This is a genomic window from Paraclostridium sordellii (assembly GCF_000953675.1).
GTDB classification, from domain to species: domain Bacteria; phylum Bacillota; class Clostridia; order Peptostreptococcales; family Peptostreptococcaceae; genus Paraclostridium; species Paraclostridium sordellii.
Genome location: NZ_LN679999.1, coordinates 1 through 21,610, shown reverse-complemented (window position 1 = coordinate 21,610; position 21,610 = coordinate 1). Strand labels below are relative to the sequence as shown.

At 24.4% G+C, this 21,610-nt stretch carries 12 protein-coding genes and 2 pseudogenes; 9 read left to right on the top strand and 5 right to left on the bottom strand.

Going from position 1 to position 21,610, the window contains the following annotated elements:
• Positions 1-117 precede the first annotated feature (117 nt).
• From ATCC9714_RS16820 to ATCC9714_RS16810, 3 genes are all read right to left on the bottom strand, one after another.
• A complete protein-coding gene (locus tag ATCC9714_RS16820) occupies positions 118-525 on the bottom strand; it encodes an NUMOD1 domain-containing DNA-binding protein (protein ID WP_021122201.1) in 408 nt (135 codons plus the stop codon).
• Positions 526-642: 117 nt separating this feature from the next.
• Entirely contained in the window at positions 643-1,755 is a 1,113-nt protein-coding gene (locus ATCC9714_RS16815; protein ID WP_021122200.1) for a hypothetical protein, read from the bottom strand.
• 614 nt (positions 1,756-2,369) lie between these two features.
• Complete coding sequence (locus tag ATCC9714_RS16810; RefSeq protein ID WP_057577631.1) at positions 2,370-2,756, bottom strand: hypothetical protein; 387 nt, start codon at positions 2,754-2,756, stop codon at positions 2,370-2,372.
• 912 nt (positions 2,757-3,668) lie between these two features.
• Between ATCC9714_RS16810 and ATCC9714_RS16805 the strand changes: the two genes are divergently transcribed.
• From ATCC9714_RS16805 to ATCC9714_RS17995, 5 genes and pseudogenes are all read left to right on the top strand, one after another.
• A complete protein-coding gene (locus tag ATCC9714_RS16805; RefSeq protein WP_021122197.1) occupies positions 3,669-4,892 on the top strand; it encodes a replication initiation protein in 1,224 nt (407 codons plus the stop codon).
• Positions 4,893-5,058: 166 nt separating this feature from the next.
• On the top strand, positions 5,059-5,241 hold the full coding sequence (locus tag ATCC9714_RS16800; RefSeq protein ID WP_021122196.1) for a hypothetical protein: 183 nt from the start codon (positions 5,059-5,061) through the stop codon (positions 5,239-5,241).
• Positions 5,242-6,520: 1,279 nt separating this feature from the next.
• Positions 6,521-7,042 carry a sigma-70 family RNA polymerase sigma factor gene (locus ATCC9714_RS16795; RefSeq protein WP_057577629.1) on the top strand — a complete coding sequence of 174 codons (522 nt, stop codon included), beginning with the start codon at positions 6,521-6,523 and terminating at the stop codon, positions 7,040-7,042.
• A 118-nt stretch (positions 7,043-7,160) separates the two neighbouring features.
• Positions 7,161-8,486: pseudogene (locus tag ATCC9714_RS17810) on the top strand (TcdA/TcdB catalytic glycosyltransferase domain-containing protein).
• Between the two features lie 60 nt (positions 8,487-8,546).
• Positions 8,547-8,627, top strand: a pseudogene (locus tag ATCC9714_RS17995) (hypothetical protein); the annotation flags it as partial.
• Positions 8,628-9,453: 826 nt separating this feature from the next.
• Here the strand turns inward: ATCC9714_RS17995 and ATCC9714_RS16780 are convergent.
• Both ATCC9714_RS16780 and tcsL read right to left on the bottom strand, forming a co-directional pair.
• A complete protein-coding gene (locus ATCC9714_RS16780; RefSeq protein ID WP_021122191.1) occupies positions 9,454-9,879 on the bottom strand; it encodes a phage holin family protein in 426 nt (141 codons plus the stop codon).
• Positions 9,880-10,089: 210 nt separating this feature from the next.
• Positions 10,090-17,184 (bottom strand): glucosylating lethal toxin TcsL, encoded by a 7,095-nt coding sequence (tcsL, locus tag ATCC9714_RS16775; protein WP_021122190.1) that lies wholly within the window; start codon positions 17,182-17,184, stop codon positions 10,090-10,092.
• Positions 17,185-17,741: 557 nt separating this feature from the next.
• Here tcsL and ATCC9714_RS16770 point away from each other — a divergent pair.
• The 4 genes from ATCC9714_RS16770 to ATCC9714_RS16755 all read left to right on the top strand — a co-directional run bounded on the left by ATCC9714_RS16770 (position 17,742) and on the right by ATCC9714_RS16755 (position 21,500).
• A complete protein-coding gene (locus tag ATCC9714_RS16770) occupies positions 17,742-18,404 on the top strand; it encodes an N-acetylmuramoyl-L-alanine amidase family protein (RefSeq protein WP_021122189.1) in 663 nt (220 codons plus the stop codon).
• A 795-nt stretch (positions 18,405-19,199) separates the two neighbouring features.
• Positions 19,200-19,952: a ParA family protein gene (locus ATCC9714_RS16765; RefSeq protein WP_021127576.1), complete on the top strand. Its 753-nt coding sequence runs from the start codon at positions 19,200-19,202 to the stop codon at positions 19,950-19,952.
• Positions 19,953-19,954: 2 nt separating this feature from the next.
• Positions 19,955-21,292 carry a ParB/RepB/Spo0J family partition protein gene (locus ATCC9714_RS16760; protein WP_054630241.1) on the top strand — a complete coding sequence of 446 codons (1,338 nt, stop codon included), beginning with the start codon at positions 19,955-19,957 and terminating at the stop codon, positions 21,290-21,292.
• A gap of 10 nt (positions 21,293-21,302) precedes the next feature.
• On the top strand, positions 21,303-21,500 hold the full coding sequence (locus ATCC9714_RS16755) for an antidote-toxin recognition MazE family protein (RefSeq protein WP_021122184.1): 198 nt from the start codon (positions 21,303-21,305) through the stop codon (positions 21,498-21,500).
• Positions 21,501-21,610: the final 110 nt, after the last annotated feature.

Here is a 21,610-nt window from a genome sequence, read left to right as displayed (position 1 = left end):
TGTTTTTATAATAACAAAGTTTAGGTTGTTAATTCAAACAGTCAAGAATTTTTTTATAACTTAAAATAATAATTTTCAAATTATGAAATTAAGTATTTCCAATTATCTTAGTGTATTTTACCCAACTAAAAATTTATATTGATTTAAAAATAACTCTTCACTTTCCAAATATCTTTTAACTTGTTTTTTATTAATTCCTAGTGTTTTTTCAAGTTTTTTTATATTATCAAACTCACAATATGTATTAGTTTTAGTATCTAAAACATTGAATTTATTGGCTTTATCTATACCTAAACATGGGTTAACCTTTACAACTTCTTGATTTTTAAGTTTATCTTTACATTGATTTTCACCTTGTTTTTCGCTATACAGGCTGTTTCTTTTATCCCCTTCACAGTTAAGGCTAAATATCCTAACAGCTCTACTGTGTGTAAGCTTAGGATTTAGAATACAAGCTAATAAAGCCATATAGTTTCTCATTGTTTTATCATCATTAAATCTATAAAATGTCAAACTTCTAGTCATTTTGAAATCTCCCCTTTGTCGATATTTATTAATAAAAAATAAGAGTTTTAAAAATATATATTGGTTCATATTTAATTATTAAGTTTTCAAAGTTTTAGTTAAAAAAGTATAGACTTTCTACAATACTTTGTATGGTTTGTTGTATTTTATAGCATACTTTTTAGCCATATTGTATGTACCAGTACCTATATTTTCCCAATTGCTTTCAACTGCATTTATATATACTTTCTTCAAAGGATCAGTATCTTCTGTGTATTCACTATTAGTATTTTCATTTTTATTTTTACTTTTTTCAAATTTACCATTTTGGTTTTCTAATAACATTTTCTCTAATTCATCTTCATCATATTTTTTATATGTTTGATTTATTCCATGTTGCGTAGTTTTTGGAGTAACACTTATTTTAGGAATAAAGTTCTTATTGTCTTTGTATATTAACTCTAATAAGCTAAAATATTGACCCCCTTTTTCTTTAAAAATCTCTATAGCTTTTTCTAGTCTCTTTAAATCAAATTTCTCAACTCTACTAGCTTGAAACTTAGAAAGAATTAAGTGTGTATTTTTTTCTATAAATCGTGCATTTGTATTTTTTTCACTACTGCTAAAATCTTTTGATTTTTGCTTAGACTGTGTAGTAGAAGAATATAATATATTATTAGTAGAAGGATATACTGGACAAAAATGTCCAGCAGTAACTGGTGGACATTTTTGTCCAGTAGTAGCTTTATTTACTGGTGGACATTTTTGTCCAGTGCTTTTATTTTCAACATAAAGACCATAAGAATCTTTAACTAAAAATTTATATGTAGCTTTGTTTATAGATAAGTAAACATATGAATTTATTTGACTTTGACCTTTTTCATTTTTTACATTCTCTTTATGTAAATCCCTATTAAGAACTTTAGATAAATTACCACTTAAAATACGTTGTAATTTTTTCTTACAAGCATTGATCCAGTTCTTATTAGCTTTTTTCTTTTCTTCAAAAGAAAAATTTAAATAATTAGAATTAGAAATATGGGGAGGTTGAGAAAATAATATAGGTAATTCTTTAATTACATATTTATAACTAACCCAGTACCCCATATCATTTATATCAGCTATGTACTTACCCTTCATTTCTCCATCTTCCTTAAAATCTATAAACCATCTTAAAAACAATAAATCTTCTAAACTTAATTTCATTGCAAGAGCATTTCTTTGACTAAAACCTTCTATTGTATATTTCATAACTCAATCTCCCTTCAAATGTTTAAACTCTCTATTCACAAAAAAAGCCTAGATATATTAAGAATATCTAGGCTTAGAAACTTCATATCTAACTCTAAAGAGATATAACTATCCCTTTAGAGAATCGAATTTTACTTATTTAAATTAAAATATGTAAAAATGTAGTATTTAAAAGTGAACTAAATTACTACAAATTATTGAAAACTATAAAAGTTTATGATATTATAGTTACATAATGAAAATTATATAAGTAAACAGAAGTCTACAAGGCACGAGATACTAATATTGGTTTGTTCAATATTACTATCGAATATATAAATGTCGCCAAACATTTATATATTCTGTGTTAAGTAGGCTTTTATTTTTACATTTTTTAATTAGTAAAATTTAATTTGACTTTAGTAAAAGAATTAATAGTATTTCAAAATACTATTAATTAATCTAATTATAACCATATATAGACAAACATTCAAATATTTTTACAAAAAAAGAGATTCTCTTTATATGAGATCTCTTTTTTTGTAAAAATATCTAATTATAAATAAAATGCATACTAGTATAAATAGAATATAGACAATATTTAAATTCTCATCGAAGTGTAAAGTATCTGACTTCTAGTCATTTTCACTTGCTCCATCTTCATTAAGTCTATAAAATCTGTATTTACCTTTATACAACTTTCTATCTGCAATGTATGCTGAGATATATTTTGATTTTATTCCAAGGTTAAACTCTATTTCTTTTAAACTCTGATATATTTTCACTTCATCTGTATCAATATCTATAACTTTGACTGACCTTAATCTTTCTTTATTTTTTTTAATTTTTTTTAAATTTCCATCGATAAATTCTTCATCCAAGGTTGCTTTATCTGCTATTCCAAATAAATTCAATGCTTTTTGATACTTTAAGTCTGGGTTTAAAATCATAGCAACTAATGCAAAATAATTATTCATTGTTAAATCATCATTTACGATATTGTATGTCAAACTTCTAGCCATTTTTAGTTCCCCCTTTTAGCATTATGATCTAATTAGTTGGATATTTAAGTTTTTAATTATAAGAGTCTACACTACGATTTTTAGTTCAATCTCAATTTTTTACACTATTACTATATATCCTTATATTCTACATTTTTTAGGCCTATTACGGTCTTTCTACCTAAAACTTGATGAGAATCTCCATTATCAAGTTTTTTAGTTTATTTTATAATATTTAAATTACTATTGTTTAACTTACTAAGTCCAGATTTTTTATTAATTTTACTAAATTTTTATTTTTGTTTTTTAGTAAAATTTTTTCTAATTCATATGATCTATACTTATCAAATGTCTGATTTATACAATGCTGTGTCACTTTTGGTTTAATTCTTTTTATTTTAGGAGAAAAGTTTTTATCACCATTGTATATCTTTTCTATCAAACTAAAATATTGGCCATTTTGGCTATTAAATAGATAATAGGCGTTTATTATAAAAAATTTAATACTTTTTATTGTTATAAAAAAAAGAAGTTTGTTCTTTTAAAAAGTATTTAAATATATTTAATAGTATTTAATAGTATTTAGCGATTGATGTAGATATTGGTATAACTACGTTATAGGTATTTAAAGGTAACAATTTGATACTCTAGGGTAACAATTTGATACTTTAAAGTAACAATTTAGTACTTTCACGTAACAATTTAATACTTTAGGGTAACAATTTAATACTTTTAAGGTAACCTTTTTTAAAAAATGTTGCTTTAAAGTTTTTTATTATTTATAATTATATAAAGAGAATAAATTTATAATAATTTTGAATCAATTATATTGAATGAGGGGTATCAAATTGTTACCTTTAAAATTATAGTTAATATTATAATTTATTTTAAAGGTAACAATTTGATACTCTAAATAAATAGGGGGACAAGTTTATGAATGATATTTCAACCAATGATAAGTGCATAGAATTATTAATGCAGTCAAAGCAATTGGTACATACATCATATGAGGTGACAGCAATACAAAATAGAATTTTTTACTATTGTTTATTAACAGCTCAGAAAGAAAAAAATGGGGAACTGAGTTGTACTGTAAAATTAGAAGATATAAAAAAACTTATACCTAATAAAAATCAAAGAACTTTGGAGAATATAAAGAAAACAATACAAATTTTAAAACAAACGTCATTAGAATTTGAAAAGAAAGAGGATGGAGATACAATAGAGTGTGATTATAATTTAATTGCTGGAAGTGAGTATAACGTAAATAAAGAAACCTTTAATATAAAACTTTCGCATAGATTATATAGACATTTGATAGATTATACTGTTTATGCTCCATTGAATTTAGATATACTAACTAAATTTAAAAGTTTTTATACTCAAAGGTTATATGAATTATTAAGATTATGGAGTAGAACAGATAGGTTAATAATTAAAAGTTTTCGAATAGATCAATTAAGATTTGTGTTAGGAGTAGAAAATAAATATCCAGAATATAAAAATTTTAAGCAAAGAGTTCTAAACCAAGCGATTAAGGAAATTAATCAAATAGGAAATATGAAATTGGAGATAGAAGAAGTTAAAAATGGGAGAAGAGTGAGTGAAATAAAATTTAAGATTTATGATTTAGAACAAAAAGTTTATTTTAAAAAAGATGATAAAAGTAATATGATAGAAAGCATGGGGCAAGATAGTTTAATAGAACAACCAATTAAAAATACAAAGCCTAAAGAAGAAGATAAAGAATTTTATGTTCCAAATAAAAAGTTATTTACGGCAAAAACACTAGAGAATTTCAAAAAGGAATTTATAAATTATGATTTTAAAGACAGTACATATAAGAAATTATTGCAAGAGGCAATTTTGGTAACTCTAGAAAAGGATGATGAGGAAAAGATTAAAGTTAAATCTTATAATTATTTCAAAAAAACTTTAGAAAATAAAATTAAAGATAATTTATCTAGATTAAGTAAATCAAAAACATCGAAAACTAGATTTCATAATATAAATCAAACTTTTGAAAAATATAGTGCCGCTGAATTGGAGAATATGCTATTAGAAAGTCAAGCAGATAAGTTTGAGAATTTTTCTAAGGATACGAAAAAAGGAAAAATTTTAGAAGTATGGAACGATTTAGAAAATCAAATAGGTTAAGCAAAGAGCAAGTCTTATAAATTCATTTGAAGTATTAGCTATATTAAAAATAGATTTATATCATAATATATTTTTTAAGGAGTATATGAAGGAGTTAACCTGTACGTATAGTAAATATATATATAGTAAATAAATGAAATGATTTACGTACAAAGGGGATGGGAATATGGGAAAAAATAAACTGACACTAAGTGTAGATGCTGATAGAATTAAGACTCTGAAAATAAAAGCTATACAGTATGAACTTAATGTGAGTGAGCTAGTAGAAGTATTTGCATTAGTAGCAGAACGTGATAAAAAACAATTTAAAGATATAATTGATAGATATAAAATGTTTTTAAAAAATTAGAAAAGAGTAAAGAATGTGTCCCCCGGGGGCACATTCTTATTTATGTATATAATATATACGTATAGTTTATATGTATATATAAGATAAAATAGTTAAGCTAATATAACCACAGGATATGATCTGATTAAGGTAGTTATATTACCAAAAAGTATAGAAAGTGAAATTTATATAATTACATTAAGCAATAAATTTGTAAAATCACCCAAATACATATTAATAACAAATTTAATAATGCCCCAAACTTTTCTATAGGAGATAAGGATCTATATTCATTAGAGGTTTCATTAAATATTGTTATTTCAGGTAAAATTAATCTAAGTAAAAACAATAAAACAAATGGAACACATATTATAGCGATGGAAAAATCAAACCCTTTTCGTGATTGAAATATAAAACTTACTACACTGGCACAAATTAATATAACTGAAAAAAACATCTTTTAGTTTTAATACTCATTAGATATCAACCTTTCTTAGAGTGTTAATTTACTTATATTTTACTACTTTTTAAAAACTTGTTTAAAGATCAGTAGTAAAAAAGCCTTTAAAATCCATTTATTTGGATTCTAAGGGCTTTTATTTTGTCTTAAATACATAAATTTTAAGACTTGTTATTTTGATATAAAAAAACTGTACATAAAGTAAATGGTATTTTTTATTCCTTGTACAGTTTAGATGTTGATTTAAATATTTTTAGATGTGTCATAGAACAATTAAATATGTTCATCAAATTATATATTTTATGGACTTATGTTGATTTCCATAAAATATATAATTCTTTTCAAAAAAATATACTAAGAGAATACAGAATAGGTTTTAATAAATAAGGAAAAAAACAGAGGCATAGAAGTCCCAAGCTATCAAGAAGAAGCATGTATTATACAGGAAAATCTTAAATTCAGTAATATTAACTCCATATATAAGATATTAGGTATTGTAAGAAGTATTCTACATAAATATATTAGATAAATAAGTAATTTCAAAGATTAAAAAATAAAAATAATAAATTAGGAGAAGCAAATCTTTTTTATTAGGAGTAAATAAAGATTTGCTTCTATTATTTGTATAGAACAAAATACATAATAAAAAATTCAATTTTGTATATTTTTATGATTATTTTTTGAATATAATTTTACATATGATTATAACTCTATTTTTATAAAGAAATTTGTTAATATTTGTAATATTAATGTAGGTTTACTTAGTAATTAACAAACTATTTTTTATTAAAAAATTAACAAACTATTCTTTATTAAAAAACCATAAAGGAGTGCATAATTATGAGTAATTTATATGAGTCTATAAGAAAATATAAATGTGGATACATAGAAGAAATTTTAAATATATTAGATATGTTTGATCCATTATTAAATAAATTTCAAAGAAATAGTTGCTACGAAGATATGAAAAGCGAATTATCTCTATTTATGTTTAATTTAATAGATAACTTTCCTTTAGAAAAAGATTGTTTTAAAGAGGATAAATTTATCATTAATTATATTTATAAATCACTAAAAAATAAATTTATACAGGTAAACAAATTACACCAAAAAGTTAAATCATATGAAACTAATATAGATATAATATGGGTAAATAATTGTGATTATGCAAATTTATTATCAACTGTAATCTTTGAAGATATAATTAAAGATCTTACTCAAAATGAAAAAAACATTTTAAGAAAAATATATTTACATGGACTAAGGGAATCTGAAATATCAAGAGAATTAAATATTTCAAGACAAGCTGTAAATAAAACACATTTAAGAGCTTTGGAAAAACTAAAAAAATTAATAAATTAAGTGCTTAAGTTATTAATTTTTTTAGTTTACATTTTGCTTAAAACTTATTAATTAATATATGGGTACATTAATTAATGAGATATTATTGTACTCCAAATAATAATCATAGGAGGTTCTCATGTCTTTAATATCTAAAGATGAATTAATAAAACTTGCATATAAGAGAAGATGAGTATAAAACTATATTAACTAATTTAGATGAATATAATGAGTTAGTTACAATTAATAATAAGAATAAATATTTACAATTAAAAAAATTAAATGACTCCATTGATATTTTCATAAATAAATATAAAAATCAAGTAGAAATGGAGCCTTACTTAATATAAAAAAGATATATTAAAGGAAGTAATTCTTATTAAAAATTCCAATATAAGCCTTGTAGAAAAAAATCTACATTTTGTATGGATAGGTGGAGAAGTAAGAGATATTCCCCTTGAATATATAAATCAATGGTCTGATATTAATGCAGACTATAATATTAGAGTTTGGTATGATGGTGAAGCATTCTTAGTTAATACACTAAAAAAAGCTATAGTTTAGCATTCTATTACTGACACATTACAGTTATTTGAAGAAGATATTAAAAATCCTCAATTTGATAATATGAAATTTTACAAAAAAAGGATGGAATTTATATATGATAGGCAAAATAGGTTCATAAATTATTATAAATCTGAAATTAATAAACCTATAAAACCTACTATAGATGATATTATAAAATCACATTTAGTATCTGAATACAATAAAAATTCTGAGTCACTAGAATCATATAGAAGAACTTCATTTGAGAAAATAAGCAATAAGAATGGGTTAGATATCAGAAATAATAACTTGTTTACAGAACAAGAATTATTAAATATCTATAATCAAGAATTATTAGATCGAGAAAATTTAGCTGCAGCATCTGATTTAGTAAGGCTATTAGCCTTACTAAATTTTGGAGGAGTATATTTAGATGTTGACATGTTGCCAGGGATACAACCAGATTTATTTAAAACAATATCTAGACCTAGCTCTATCGGAGTAGATAGTTGGGAAATAATAAAATTATAGGCTATTATGAAGTATAAGAAATATATATATAATTATACATCAAAAAACTTTGTTCAATTGGATCAACAATTAAAAGATTACTTTCAAATTACGTTAGAAAGTAAAAGTGAAAAATCTGAGATATTTTCTAAGTTAGGAAATTTTAGATGTATTTGATCTTGAAATAAAAATAGCTTTCGCTTTAGGAAGTGTTATAAATCAAGCCTTGATATCAAAAAAAGGTTCATATCTTACTAACTTAGTAATAGAACAAGTAAAAAATAGATATCAATTTTTAAACCAACATCTTATAATTATAGATTTCAATGACAATTTAAAAGGGAATATAGAGTTAGAATATGTACCTCATATTAATACATTAAATTCAGCATTCTTTATTCAATCATGAATAGATTATAGTAGCAACAAATATGTATTAAATAATTTAAGCACTTAGGTTAAGGTCCAACTTTATGCTCAACTATTTAGTACTGGTTTAAATACTATATACGATTCTATTCAATTAGTAAATCTAATATCAATGCAATAAACGATACCATTAATGTATTACCTATTACTTTATGCCTGATACTGCTATAGATGCAGATGGAGGATATTTTACTATCGATGGGGCTATATATTTCTTTGGTATAGATGGTTAAAAATATATGTTTGACAAAAAATGATTTCTGTAATATACAGAAATCATTTTTATTTTTTACTACTAAAATAACTTAATTATAGGTATAAATCGAAGTGGTAAAGGTTAAACTTTTGTTGTACATATTATAGATATATATTTAATAATAGATCAGAAGGCTTCAATAGTAATAAATGCCACCAAAGGTGGTGCGTACGTTTCTATATTAAAAGTATATATACTTAAATATAAAATAATATTGTAGGAGTACTAAAAAAATTAAATGAGAGAGTAAGGGTTTAAAGAATTTTTCTTAATCTTCCAAATAGACTTGATTTTAGTAATAAAATAAATATTAGGGGTAGGTGTAGATACTAGAAAGATACCGAATAAGTCAAGTTGATGTAAGTTTCTTAGAGGTAGATTATGTATTTTAGGTTCTAAAGTTTTTCCTACAATTTAAAATACATTTATAGAATATAATTTATAAAATATATTCTATAAATGTATTTTTTGATAGTAATCCTAAATAGATTTATAGAATAAATTATCACCTACTATAGTGGATTTACTTACTATGTAAATAGGTTTTATTGGTTTTGAAATCAATGTATGATAGGGATTTTAAATTTGAAAAGTTTAGCATATATAAGCCTCTATTTTTTAATATAGTCTCTAGTATATATGCAATTCTTTAAAAGATTATAATTTACGGTAATACATATTTTCATTATTTTTATCTATCCTCAATTTTTACTTCGTCTGTTATTGTATATAACAAATTATACATTTTGTTTTGTATATTTTTAGGTACTGGTAAACCACATAGATACATATTTTTTAATATACTTATACTTTCATAAAAAATAAATAGCATAGAAAAAAATTCTGATATTCCTAGATGTTGAAATCTAAAAAAATTAATATATTCTTGTGGCAATATAAATAAAAAATTGAATTGTGTTAGCATATCAACTATTGATAGAAAAAATATACAAGCTATCATTGCTATTTTTCTAATTCCTCCATTGATTCCAAAACTAGAATTAAATTTATGGGTTTTTATTGCCCTCAAACATCCCAATAATGTATCAAATGTTATAGCTAGCATCACTAGTTTTATAAATATATTTTTTGATAAAAAAGATATTGTTATATTCATAATGCCTCCTAGTTTTGTAATTAAAATAATATTATATTATTATAGAATTCATATAGATATAAGGATGTAAACTACTATATATTAATAGTAGCTCACATCCTTTAGGATAAATTTTTATTTTAGAAAATACTTTTATATATTGTTCTAATTCTACATAATAATCACTCTTACGATTGTTATAGGATCAACAATATTTTGATTTTATTAAATTTATTCACTAACTACTAATTCAGCTGTATCAGGGTCAAAATAGTAATTGTAACCATCAATAGTCAATGAGCCAGTTGCTGCTATATATTCATCTGTAAAATAATATCTTTTACCATCTAAATCTAACCAACCAGTATAGTTTATTGATTCCCCCTCAAAATTCTCATCTAAAGTATTTTGATGTGCAAAGTATTTAAATCCATCTGGGGTATTAAATACTCCAATCTGCATTTTACCATCTTTACCAAAATAAAACATTTTATCTTTTATATTTAGATAACCAAATTGCATTTTACCATCTTCATTGAAGTAATAATTATTATTTTCAAATGATATAAGCCCTGTTCTCATTATACCATTCTCATCGAAATAATATTTTATATCATCAACTACATTAATGCCTTTATATGCTTTTTTAGTCTCTGGATCAAAATAATATTTATCAGTTTCATTTTCTATCCATCCAGTTTCAATTTTATATGTTTCACCAAAATAATATACGTCCTCATTAACCCTTACTAAACCACTATATTTAACTGCTTGTCCATAAATATTATCATTTACAGTATTAAGAGGTGCAAAATATTTATATCCGTCTGGGGTATCAAATACTCCAATTAGAACTAAACCACTTTCATCTATGTAGAAATAGTTACCATTTATATTTTGGTATCCTAACTCTATTTTTCCAGATTCAGAGAAATAAAATATATTGTCATTTATAGTGATAAATCCTAATTGCCTTATTCCGTTATCATCAAAATAATACTTACAATCATTAATTACTGTTAAACCTATGCATGCTTCTGCTGTATTATCATCGAAATAATATGTAGAGCCATCATCAAGAGTACCCCATCCGACTACAGCTGTATTTGAGATATCAAAAAAATAGATTTTCCCATTAAAATTCAATATACCATTATATAAGGTTAGTTCCCCTTCTTCAGTTCCTAAATCATCATCTTTAGGACCAAAAAATTTAAATCCATCTGGAGTATTAAATACTCCTAATTGTCTTTCTCCATTTTTGCCAAAATAAAAATATTTACCATTTACCTCAATATATCCAACTTGCATCACACCATCATTATTAAAATAAAATACCTTATCATTTATAGTAATGAAACCAGTTTGCATAATTCCATTATCATCAAAATAATATTTATTATCACCAATTTGATGTAAACCTTTAAGGGCTTCTCCTGTTTTTGGATTGAAATAGTATGTTTCATCATCTAATAATTTCCACTCTACAGCGGCTCTATAATTATCTTCAAAATAATAAATTTTTCCATCAATATTTAATTTTCCAATAAAATTTACTGATTCTCCCTCTAAGTTTTCATCAAGTGTACCAGCAGGAGCAAAATACTTTAATCCATCAGATGTATTTATAACTCCTACTTGCAAAATACCTTGTTTGTTAAAGTAATAATCTTTACCATCAATTGTTATTTCTCCTATTGATGCAGCTCCACTCTTCGTTGGGTCAAAGTAATATTTATTACCATCTATAGTTGTGAATCCAGTTATCAAGTTATTTTTTGGTGGTTTGAAATAATATAATGAATCATTAATATATATTAATCCAGATACCATATTTCCAAAACTATTAATATAAAAGTAATCATTATCTAAAGAAACCAGACCAAATTCATAGTCAAAAAATCCATCGCTATAAGCTGCAAGTGAAAATGTTGAAATAATTTTACTTACAGATACATCTTGCTTATCACTGAAGTTAAAAGACAACTTATCTGCTGCAGTATCGCTTTTAAAGACATTAACAAATCTTATTTTAACTTGTGGTTGATTATCTTCCTCACTATTTGCTATAAGAATAAGATCACTACCATCATTATCCCATACATATCGTATAGATAAGTCATTGATATTAACATTTATTTTTTCGTTTATATAATTTGCATCTAATATAATAACTTCTGGACAAATATAATTTGGTTTATATACAGGTGTTATATTTATTTCATCTGTATATAAATTTGGTGCAATTATAACTTTATTAACATAACGGTCTATTCCATAAAGATATTTCTGAGAGAAATTAATGACAGTTGAAGATATATTTCCAGAATCATCTAAGTGATAACTTGGTTCCACTATCAAATTTTGTCTATTTCCTACATATAAGGTATAGCTAGTTTCTTTTATTTTAAACTTAATAAAATATGGTTGTATATTTTTATCTTTATCACAGATAAGTTCAAATTGCCCAATAGAATTGCTACCACTTATTATGAAATTAGTATCTAGTATAAACTCGATATTAGGGTCTAGATTATTGTAGAAAATATTTTTTATATTGATACTTTCTAAGAAATTCATTAACGAGTTTGAAGTATTTAAAGCACTTTTTGCATTATTCATAAATTTCAATATTTGTGCTACTCCATTTTCATCTAGATATACACCATTCAACTTTATAGTATTTGTATCTTCTATAGTGAAAGAAAGTGATACCTTCATATCATCTTTAAAGTAATTTCCTATTAGTAATTTAACATCACCTTTATTTATAATTCTAATATCTTTTAAATCTTTACTAGAATATATAAATAAATTATTACTATCAGGCATATAAATATTCCTTATAATGGATTCATTAGAAAATTCAGCTGTAAACAGACCTTCTTTTTTAGAGTAGTCAATAAAACCGTTGTATTTAGTTTCATTATCTATATAACTATAAGGTATATATTTCTGATGTTCACCATTAAATCCTATATGATCTATCTTTTGTTGAATATCAGATGAGTTTTCTATCAATTTCATACAATTACCAGAAAGAAGTATTTTATAAGATTTTGATACTAAATCAATTTCTATAATTATATTTATATCCTCTAAAATTGAAAATGTTAAAGATATAAATCTGTTGCTTTCATTTATATCTCCATAGAAATTAATAGTATGATTATTTAAAATAATTTTATTATCTTCAATATTTAGCTTAGATAAAATATTTTCTATTAATTCACCTTTTTGTATTTCATCTGACTCTATAGTGATGTTTTTTACAACATTATCAACATCTATAACCCAAGTATCATTTTCAACTAGATTTAAATCTATATTCATATTATATGGAGAAAGAGATAATGAATAAGATCCCCCTGAACCATAAAAAGAATAAGATAAATTTTTTCTTATTTGTTCTGTGGTTATAACTGGAACTATAAAGCTTCTAGTATTGCCATCTAGATTTATTCTTACATTAGTATCTTCATATCGTGGTTTTAATTTTGTTATTAAAGCATCAGCTATAAAAGCGAAATATCTCCAATAAAATTGACCTTCATAATGATCTCTTATACGATCTAATAATTTAGTGCCGTCATTGTCTAAACTTCTGAACCCTGGTGTCCATCCCATTTCATAACCAAATACCCTATTAGGTGCATTAGGTAATACCATTAAATCTTTTGAAAAATCAATTTTTTCTTTTTTTATATTTAATACATCATATATAGATAACCATGGTTTTCTATATGTTATTGATGGTGATGAAAAGAAATGATCTATATCATCAGTTAAGGTATGGCCTGAACCACCTTCAGCTCTCCAGATTTCACATTTACCTAAAGTTATTGAATTATTATTAAAGTCTATTTCTGATAATACCAAGTCATCTTGAGGCATAATTATTTTATCATCTAATAATGTAAATGCTCCCTCAGTCTCAGCTAATGAAATATGTTTAAAATAATCTATAACTTTTGTTGCCTTATCTTGGAGTATAAGTTCATTGTTTACTAAACTTGGTATCCCTGCTGAAATTCCTGCCAAAGGAACTAAAAGTATGCTAAAACCACTAGCTATTCCTAAAGCTGAAGTAACGATTGCAGTTGAAGCTGCTGTTAAATTTACAGCCATTATACCTATCTTGGCTTCTATTTCTTGTCTTAATAATGGGTCATTTGTTTCGCTGAGTTCTTTAATTGCCGCGCCTAAGCTTACACCATCTATTATTGTAGCAATTATAGGTAATCCTTCAGATAATGTAGGAAGTAAGTCTATAGTTTCATCTAATGCAGTTGATACTAACTCAACAACTTTAGAAGCATCTGTAATAGTATTTAAACCAGTACTAAATAATTGAGCATAAACTTGAACCTTCATTGCTACACTTAAATTACTAAGTGATTCTTTAGTAGTATTATATTCGATTAATGATTGTATAAAAAAGGCAGAATTTAGAGTATTTACTTCATGTGCAGCATCTAGATTTACTTTTTTTACTAATTTGCCATTTACATTATCAAATATAGTATCTTTTATATTAGAAATTTCTTTAGATATATGAGTAGCATATTCAGAGAAAATTTCTTTTTCAGTTTCTATAAATATAGAGTTTCCAGTTTCTTTATTAATGAACCTTATCCTAAATCCATTTTCAGTCTTGGATATATCCTCAAAAGATATAAAATGAGAATCATCTAATCCATTTTGATGTTTTAAATCATATAATGAATCAGAAATAGATTCTATTAGTTTAAATTCATTTTTTATATAATTAATAGAGTCAGAAGTCAAATTTTTAGCTTCTTCAATTCTTCCTTCCACAATCTGTCTATCTATATTTGAAGCAACATTTATCTCACATTCTGTTAACATTACTTTTTTTTCTAGATCAATATCACTTGAATTGGCATTATTCCTAATTTCTTGTAATAATGTAGACAGCTCATGTAAATATTTAGATTTCACTATAATTTTATTTTCTTTTGGATTAAATGATATATATTCTTTTGATGAAATATCCTTTATAATACTTTCTTCTTTATTTATCCATTTACCAGAATGATCTAATATTTCTCTTTTTCCTTCTTCATTTATTCTAACTTCATATTGATTTGCACTTACTGTAATAGAGTCTTGACTTATAGATGGCATTAATTCTGATACTCTATCTTTAATTTTAAGTAAAAGTTTTCCAGGATAAGTCTCTTCTGCGCTGATAGAGTAGCTGAACATGTTACATCCCAGTAAATTTATTTCTATATACTTAGGAGAAATATCTGCTTTAGCTAAATTTAATATTGTTTCTATCTCAGAAGATAATGAATCTACATCAAGATTGGCAAATGTATCAGTATTAAATTCAGATTTACCATGACCAATAAAAGTTAATTTAATCTTACGTTTATTAGAAATTTGATATGGAATTCTATATTTATCTATTTCTTTTATCTCAGCATCTGCAACAGAATAGTAATATGCTGTTTCTGAACCTTCTATATTTTTCTGATATAGTATACTAGAATAAGGATCTTTTGAAAATAAGTTACATGATGCTTCATAGCTGATTTTATCTCCTTGTAGTTGAACAATATAATGAATATATTCTTTATTTCGGGTTTTCATTGATGATAATATTTTTTTAGAAACATAATCTTTATCAAGTACTGTATTTTGAGCAAAATCAAGATTATCATCTTCTCCAAGTGCACCTTCAAAATAACCTTTTTTATATTCTTCAAATTGAGACTTGGCTCTTGCTTGGTTAAATGACCATAAACTAGTTATTTCCTGTTCTGTTAATTGAGAAATTTTAGTTTTAGGAAACTCAAAATTTCTTAACTCAGGTTCTAGTAAATGAATATTTGTACTATTATCTTTAAACATTAACAAATCTTGATAAGCTCCTGTATATACTCCAGGTCCACTTAAGTTAATAGTACTTCTAACATCTGGAGCAAATCCAACTTTTAAATAATTTGTAATTTTTATCATAAACATCATATTATCTTCATTAGAAATAGATGCTAATTTGTCACTAAAAATTTTCATTGTAGTATTAAAGTCAGTACCTTCATTAATGGATGGATTTAAGTTGTCGTTCAAGATTTTATATCTATTTTTAATTTGATTTATTACTAAATCACTACAATAGGAATCTTTTAAAGAAATTAAGGCTTGATTTATAACAGAGTTATTGGCAAATGCAATTTTTACTTCTAACGGGGATACTTTTATATCATCAAGTGGCAAAAAAATTTCTGACTTATCTGATTTAGAACTTAAAGCAGATTCAAAACTGCGTTGAACTTCTTCATCTAACATGTCAAAATTCTTTGACGTATACCCTGGTATATATTCCTTATATTTCATTATAGCCTCTAACTTTATCATTTCCCAACTTGTATTTGTTATCGAATCAGGCTTGTTTATAGATTTAAATAAATCTGGTTGTATACCTGGTAACATGTCAACATCTAAATATACACCACCATCTTCTTTTAACATAGATATTCGTAATATATCAGAAGCAGCAGCCAAATTCCATCTTTCTACTAATTCTTGATTATATAATCTTACCAAATCCTCATCAGCAAATTTTTCTAGATTTCTGATATCATTACCATTATTAGCAGTAATTTTATTTAAAGATTCTTCAATATACTTATTAAGGGCTTCTAGGTCTTTTGAATACTCATTTGAGAGATATGTTTTTATAATATTATCAATTATAAATTCAGGATTCTCTTCTATCTGAGACTTATAATAATCTATAAAATGTTTTTGTTTATCATATATTATTTCCATACGTTTTCTATAAAATTTATTATAATCGAATTCAGGGTCATTTAAGTTTTCTCTAAATGACTCAAGAGTATTATTTGTTGCTGACTCAACAATAGTTTTCTTTAATGTATTTATCAAAAATGCATTACTATCATAAAAAACTTTAACTGTATAATCGCTATTTACATCTTTCCATTGATTTATATAGTTGATAGCGGTATCATTTATTTGTCCTCCAATCCATATAAAATGTAAATTTTTTTCGACTGGAGTTAGACTATTGTTTTTTAGCTCTAATACTTCCATAGTTAGATATTCTTTAAATTTTTTTAAGGCTTTATTCCTTCCAGATTTTTTATATGTGTTCAGGTAATTATCTGTGAGATTATTTATATCCTTTAATTTTAAATACTTTTCAACTACACTACTTTCTGACATGTTGTGATATTCTTCTAGAGCATTTAATATTGCTACGTACTCATCTTCTTGAATACGAAATTTTACATATGCCATTTTTTGTAATTGGGCTTTGTTAACTAAGTTCATTAAAATTCCCCCTTTATATAACATCTTTTTTAGCACTTATATCTAAATTGTAAAATACCTTATATTCTTTCTCTTATTTATGAAAGTATATTGATATTAAATTTTTTAGAATTTAAGTTTTCATATATTATTCCCTCCTAACATTTTTATTTCAAATAAGGTTAAGTTAACTGACCTTACATAAAGTAAGAATTATTTTTATATGAATATGTAAACATACTTTTATTTTTTTTGAATTTATTATTTAAAACTATTTGCAAGTTTATATTTTTTTATCTATTATTTCACTTTCAGCTTTGTTATTATCAAATCCAACTTATATACGTTTAATTGCATAGGTTACTGTTGATATTTGTTTTGAAATTAAGTTTATAATTAAATTATTTTTAGAAATAGAGACTGTAAGAATAAAAATTTTATATTCTTATATTTTTTATTATTTTTTATTTATAAAATCAATATATTTTACTTTTTTTTAAAAAAGCACTTTCTAAATCTTATAATTAACTTATAGATATAAATTGAATAAATTACTGGATAAGCAGAAGGGGGATTTTATGAAAAAATTAGTTATTGATTTAGGTCATGGAGGAAGTGACCCAGGAGCAGTTGGACAAAATAAAACTCATGAAGCAGATAAAGTTTTAGATATAGGAAAGATTCTTAATGAACTACTAAAAAGTTATGATTTAGATTTTAAGTTTACTAGGTTATCAGATAGAAATATTTCACTTATGGAAAGAGCAAAAATTGCAAATGATTTTAAAGCAGACTATTTTTTGTCTATTCATATTAATTCAACAGAAAACAAGAGCGTTAGAGGTGTTGAGGTTTGGCAGTATTCAAATGAAAATGATAAATTAAATAAGTTTTCTAGTGGAGTATGTGAAGATATTTCAAAGATTTTTAATATTAGAAATAGAGGAGTTAAATTAAGCAAAGAACTTTCAGTTTTAAAAAATACTAAGATGCCAGCATCTTTAATTGAAGTCGATTTTATATCTAATATAGATGCAGAAAAAGATTTAAATGTTAATGATAATATCAAAGCTATAGCTTTAGCAATTAGAAACAATTTAATAAAGTTACTTGAATTAGAATTACCTACAAATGATATGTTATATAAAGTTTGTATTGGTGCATATAAAGATAAAAATAATGCTATGAATCAAGTTAAATTAGCTAAAGATAAAGGATTTGCAAATGCATATATAATATAGTTGTAAAAAACATTTAATTAATAATATTTTACTAGATTTGATAAAGAAGGTAAAAACATATTAAAAAAGTATTTAACATTAAATATCCAGACTTAATAATGAGATTAAAATATAAGGATTAGATTAGTCCTTATATTTTCTATAAATTTCTCTGACTATGACTTTTATTCTTTGAATTAGTAAAATAATTTCTTAATTCACTAGACACTCCAACTAGTTCTTTAAAAACACATTTAAAGGTATCTAGTAAAAAAGCCGTTAAAATCCAAAAAAATAGATTTTAATGGCTCTAATTTTATTTCTAATATAAAATTATTTCTGAGTATAAAAAAGAAGAAATAAAATTTAAGAAGGTCAAATCTTATTTTTTTAATTTGTTTGCTTTTGGAAGTATACATATATTAGCTAAGGTTTACATAAAAATTAAAATAAGTTGGCAAAATATTTTATAATTTTAAGAAAGTATATTAACTAAATTATAAATATTATTAAAAAACACAAATTAGAAATTAGTATATATAGTTAATCTAATTGATTAGTTAGAATAGTACGTATCGTATAATATATACGTATAGATCATATATATAAACTATATAAATTACTTAAATTTATGAAATTACCATATATAAAAAATATAATATAGGTAGATTATATATACTACTATTTATAATAAAAATTTATAAAATGTGTCCCCCGGGGACACATTTTTATTTGAAAATAACATATTGTATATTTGCACCCAATAGTGTATTATATAAATATAATTAAATTAAAACTAAAAGGAGTAATGTAAATATGAAAAAAATAAGTGTTCTTAATATAAAGGGCGGTGTAGCAAAAACAACAAGCGCTATAAACTTAGCTGCAATACTTTCAGAAAAAGGAAATAAAGTTTTAGTTGTTGATGTAGATGCACAATCAAACTTAACTATGTCGTTTAAGGCTTATGATATAGATGCTCTTAGCGTATCTGATATTTTACTAGATAAAGAGATAGATATAGATAGTGTAATTAAGAAAACAGAGTATGAAAATATAGATATACTTCCAAGTAATATATCTTTAGCTTTTACAGAAAAGAAAATATTATTGGATGTAACTAGAAATCAACAAAATAGATTAAAGAGAGTCTTAGATAAGATAGAAGACAAATATGATTATTGTATAATAGATTGTCCTCCTAGCTTAAATATGATTACTATAAATGCATTAGTAGCGAGTGATGAAGTGATAGTTCCTATAAAGATAGATAAATTTGCATTAGACGGATTAGAATATTTACTTGAAAGTATTGATGAAATAAAAGAAGAGTTTAATCCAAACTTACAATTTAAGGGTTGTTTTGTAACTATGGATACAGCAACAACTGTAAATAAAGAAATAAAAAAAGCATTAAAAAGTATATTAAAAGACAAAATGTTTAATACATCAATACGTCAAAATGTATCAGTTACAGAAGCATCATTTGAACAAATACCTGTAGTGCATTATAAGAAAAATTCAAATGCAAGTAAAGATTATAAAGATTTAGTAGCGGAGGTATTTTAAATATGGCCAAAAAATTTAGTTTAAGTGAAGGTATGTTAAACGGGATATCAAAAAATACTGAAAAACTTTCAACTCTTGAGGCAAAGGAAAATTTTAAGATTGAATACATAGATATAGATAATATAGTAAGAAATGAAAAGAACTTTTATGAAATAGTAGATATAGAAGATTTAGCTGAAGATATATCTATAAACGGACTTAACCATAACTTAGTAGTTAGACCTATAAAAGAGGGAAAGTATGAGATTATAAGTGGAGAGAGAAGATATACAGCGCTAAAAGAATTAGTAGACAAAGGTGATGAAAAATTTAAAAAAGTTCCTTGTAAAATTTCTGATTTAAATGACTTAGATAGTGAAATAGTGTTAATACAGTCTAATGCACAAAGTAGAGAACTTTCAGAAACTGATAAATTAAAACAAGTTCAAAGATTAACTGAATTATATAAATTAAAAAAGCAAAAAGGTGAGACTGTAGGTAGAATCAGAGAAATTATATCTAAAGATACTGGACTGAGTCCTACACAGGTAGGTAGGTATACTACTATAAATAAAAATTTAATACCAGAATTAAAGTCAGTTTTAGAGCAAGGAAAATTAACTATAAATAATGCAAGTGAATTTGCAGTTTTAAGTGAAGAAAATCAACGTGTAATATTAGATATTATAAATAGTGAAGTAAGTATTTCAAAAAATGAGGCAAATAATCTTAAAAATGAATTTAAGAGGTTAGAGAAAGAAAAGGAAGACTTATTAAAACAGAGAGAAGAATATTTAAAAGAAATTCAAAAACTAAGCAGTGAAAATGAAAAAAAATCAGATGAAATAAATAAAGAAATAGAAAAAATAAAAGATGAATTAGATAAAAAATATACTAATGAAAATATAGATATAAAAGATGAAATAGAGTTAAAAGAAGAAAAATTAATTCAACTTGAAAATGATAAATGGGAACTAGAAAAAGAAAAATCTAATTTAATTGAGAAGTTAAATACAGCTAGTCAAAACTTAGACAATGAGGTTAATAAAATAGCTAATGAAAAGGCGAAAGAAATAGCTACTAGATTTGAGAGAGACAAGAGTACAATAGAGAAAGAAAATAAAGAATTAAAAAAAGAACTTGAAAGTATAAAACAAGATGAAAGTGTAATATCTATAAATCAAGAATTAAAAATACGACTTAAAAATGTAAGGCGAGAAATGAATAAAGTGACAGGTCTTATGGCTAACAACACAATAATTGATGAAGTTACTTTAAAGGAAATAGATAGCCTAAAAAGTGAATTGGAGTTTTTAAATGAACAACTTAATATATATATAAATCAAGGCAAGATGAATTAAGGAGATTCATATGAGTATTGAAAAGAGGAATTTAAAAATAATGTTTAGTAAGTCTGGAGGAACTGCATCTAAAAATGCACAGGTTACTAGGATAGCATTACCAGTTAAGTGGATTAGAGATTTAGGACTCACAGTTGATAATAGAGAGGTAGAGATAACCTATGATGGGAAGAAGATAGTTATAGAGCCTGTAAATAAAAAAGATTAGAAAATGTGCCCCCCGGGGGCACATTTTTTGATATGTTAAATTTTACTGTTTCTATAATTATGATTTTATGATCACATATATTCTTAGGCCTATTTTCTTAATAATTAAAT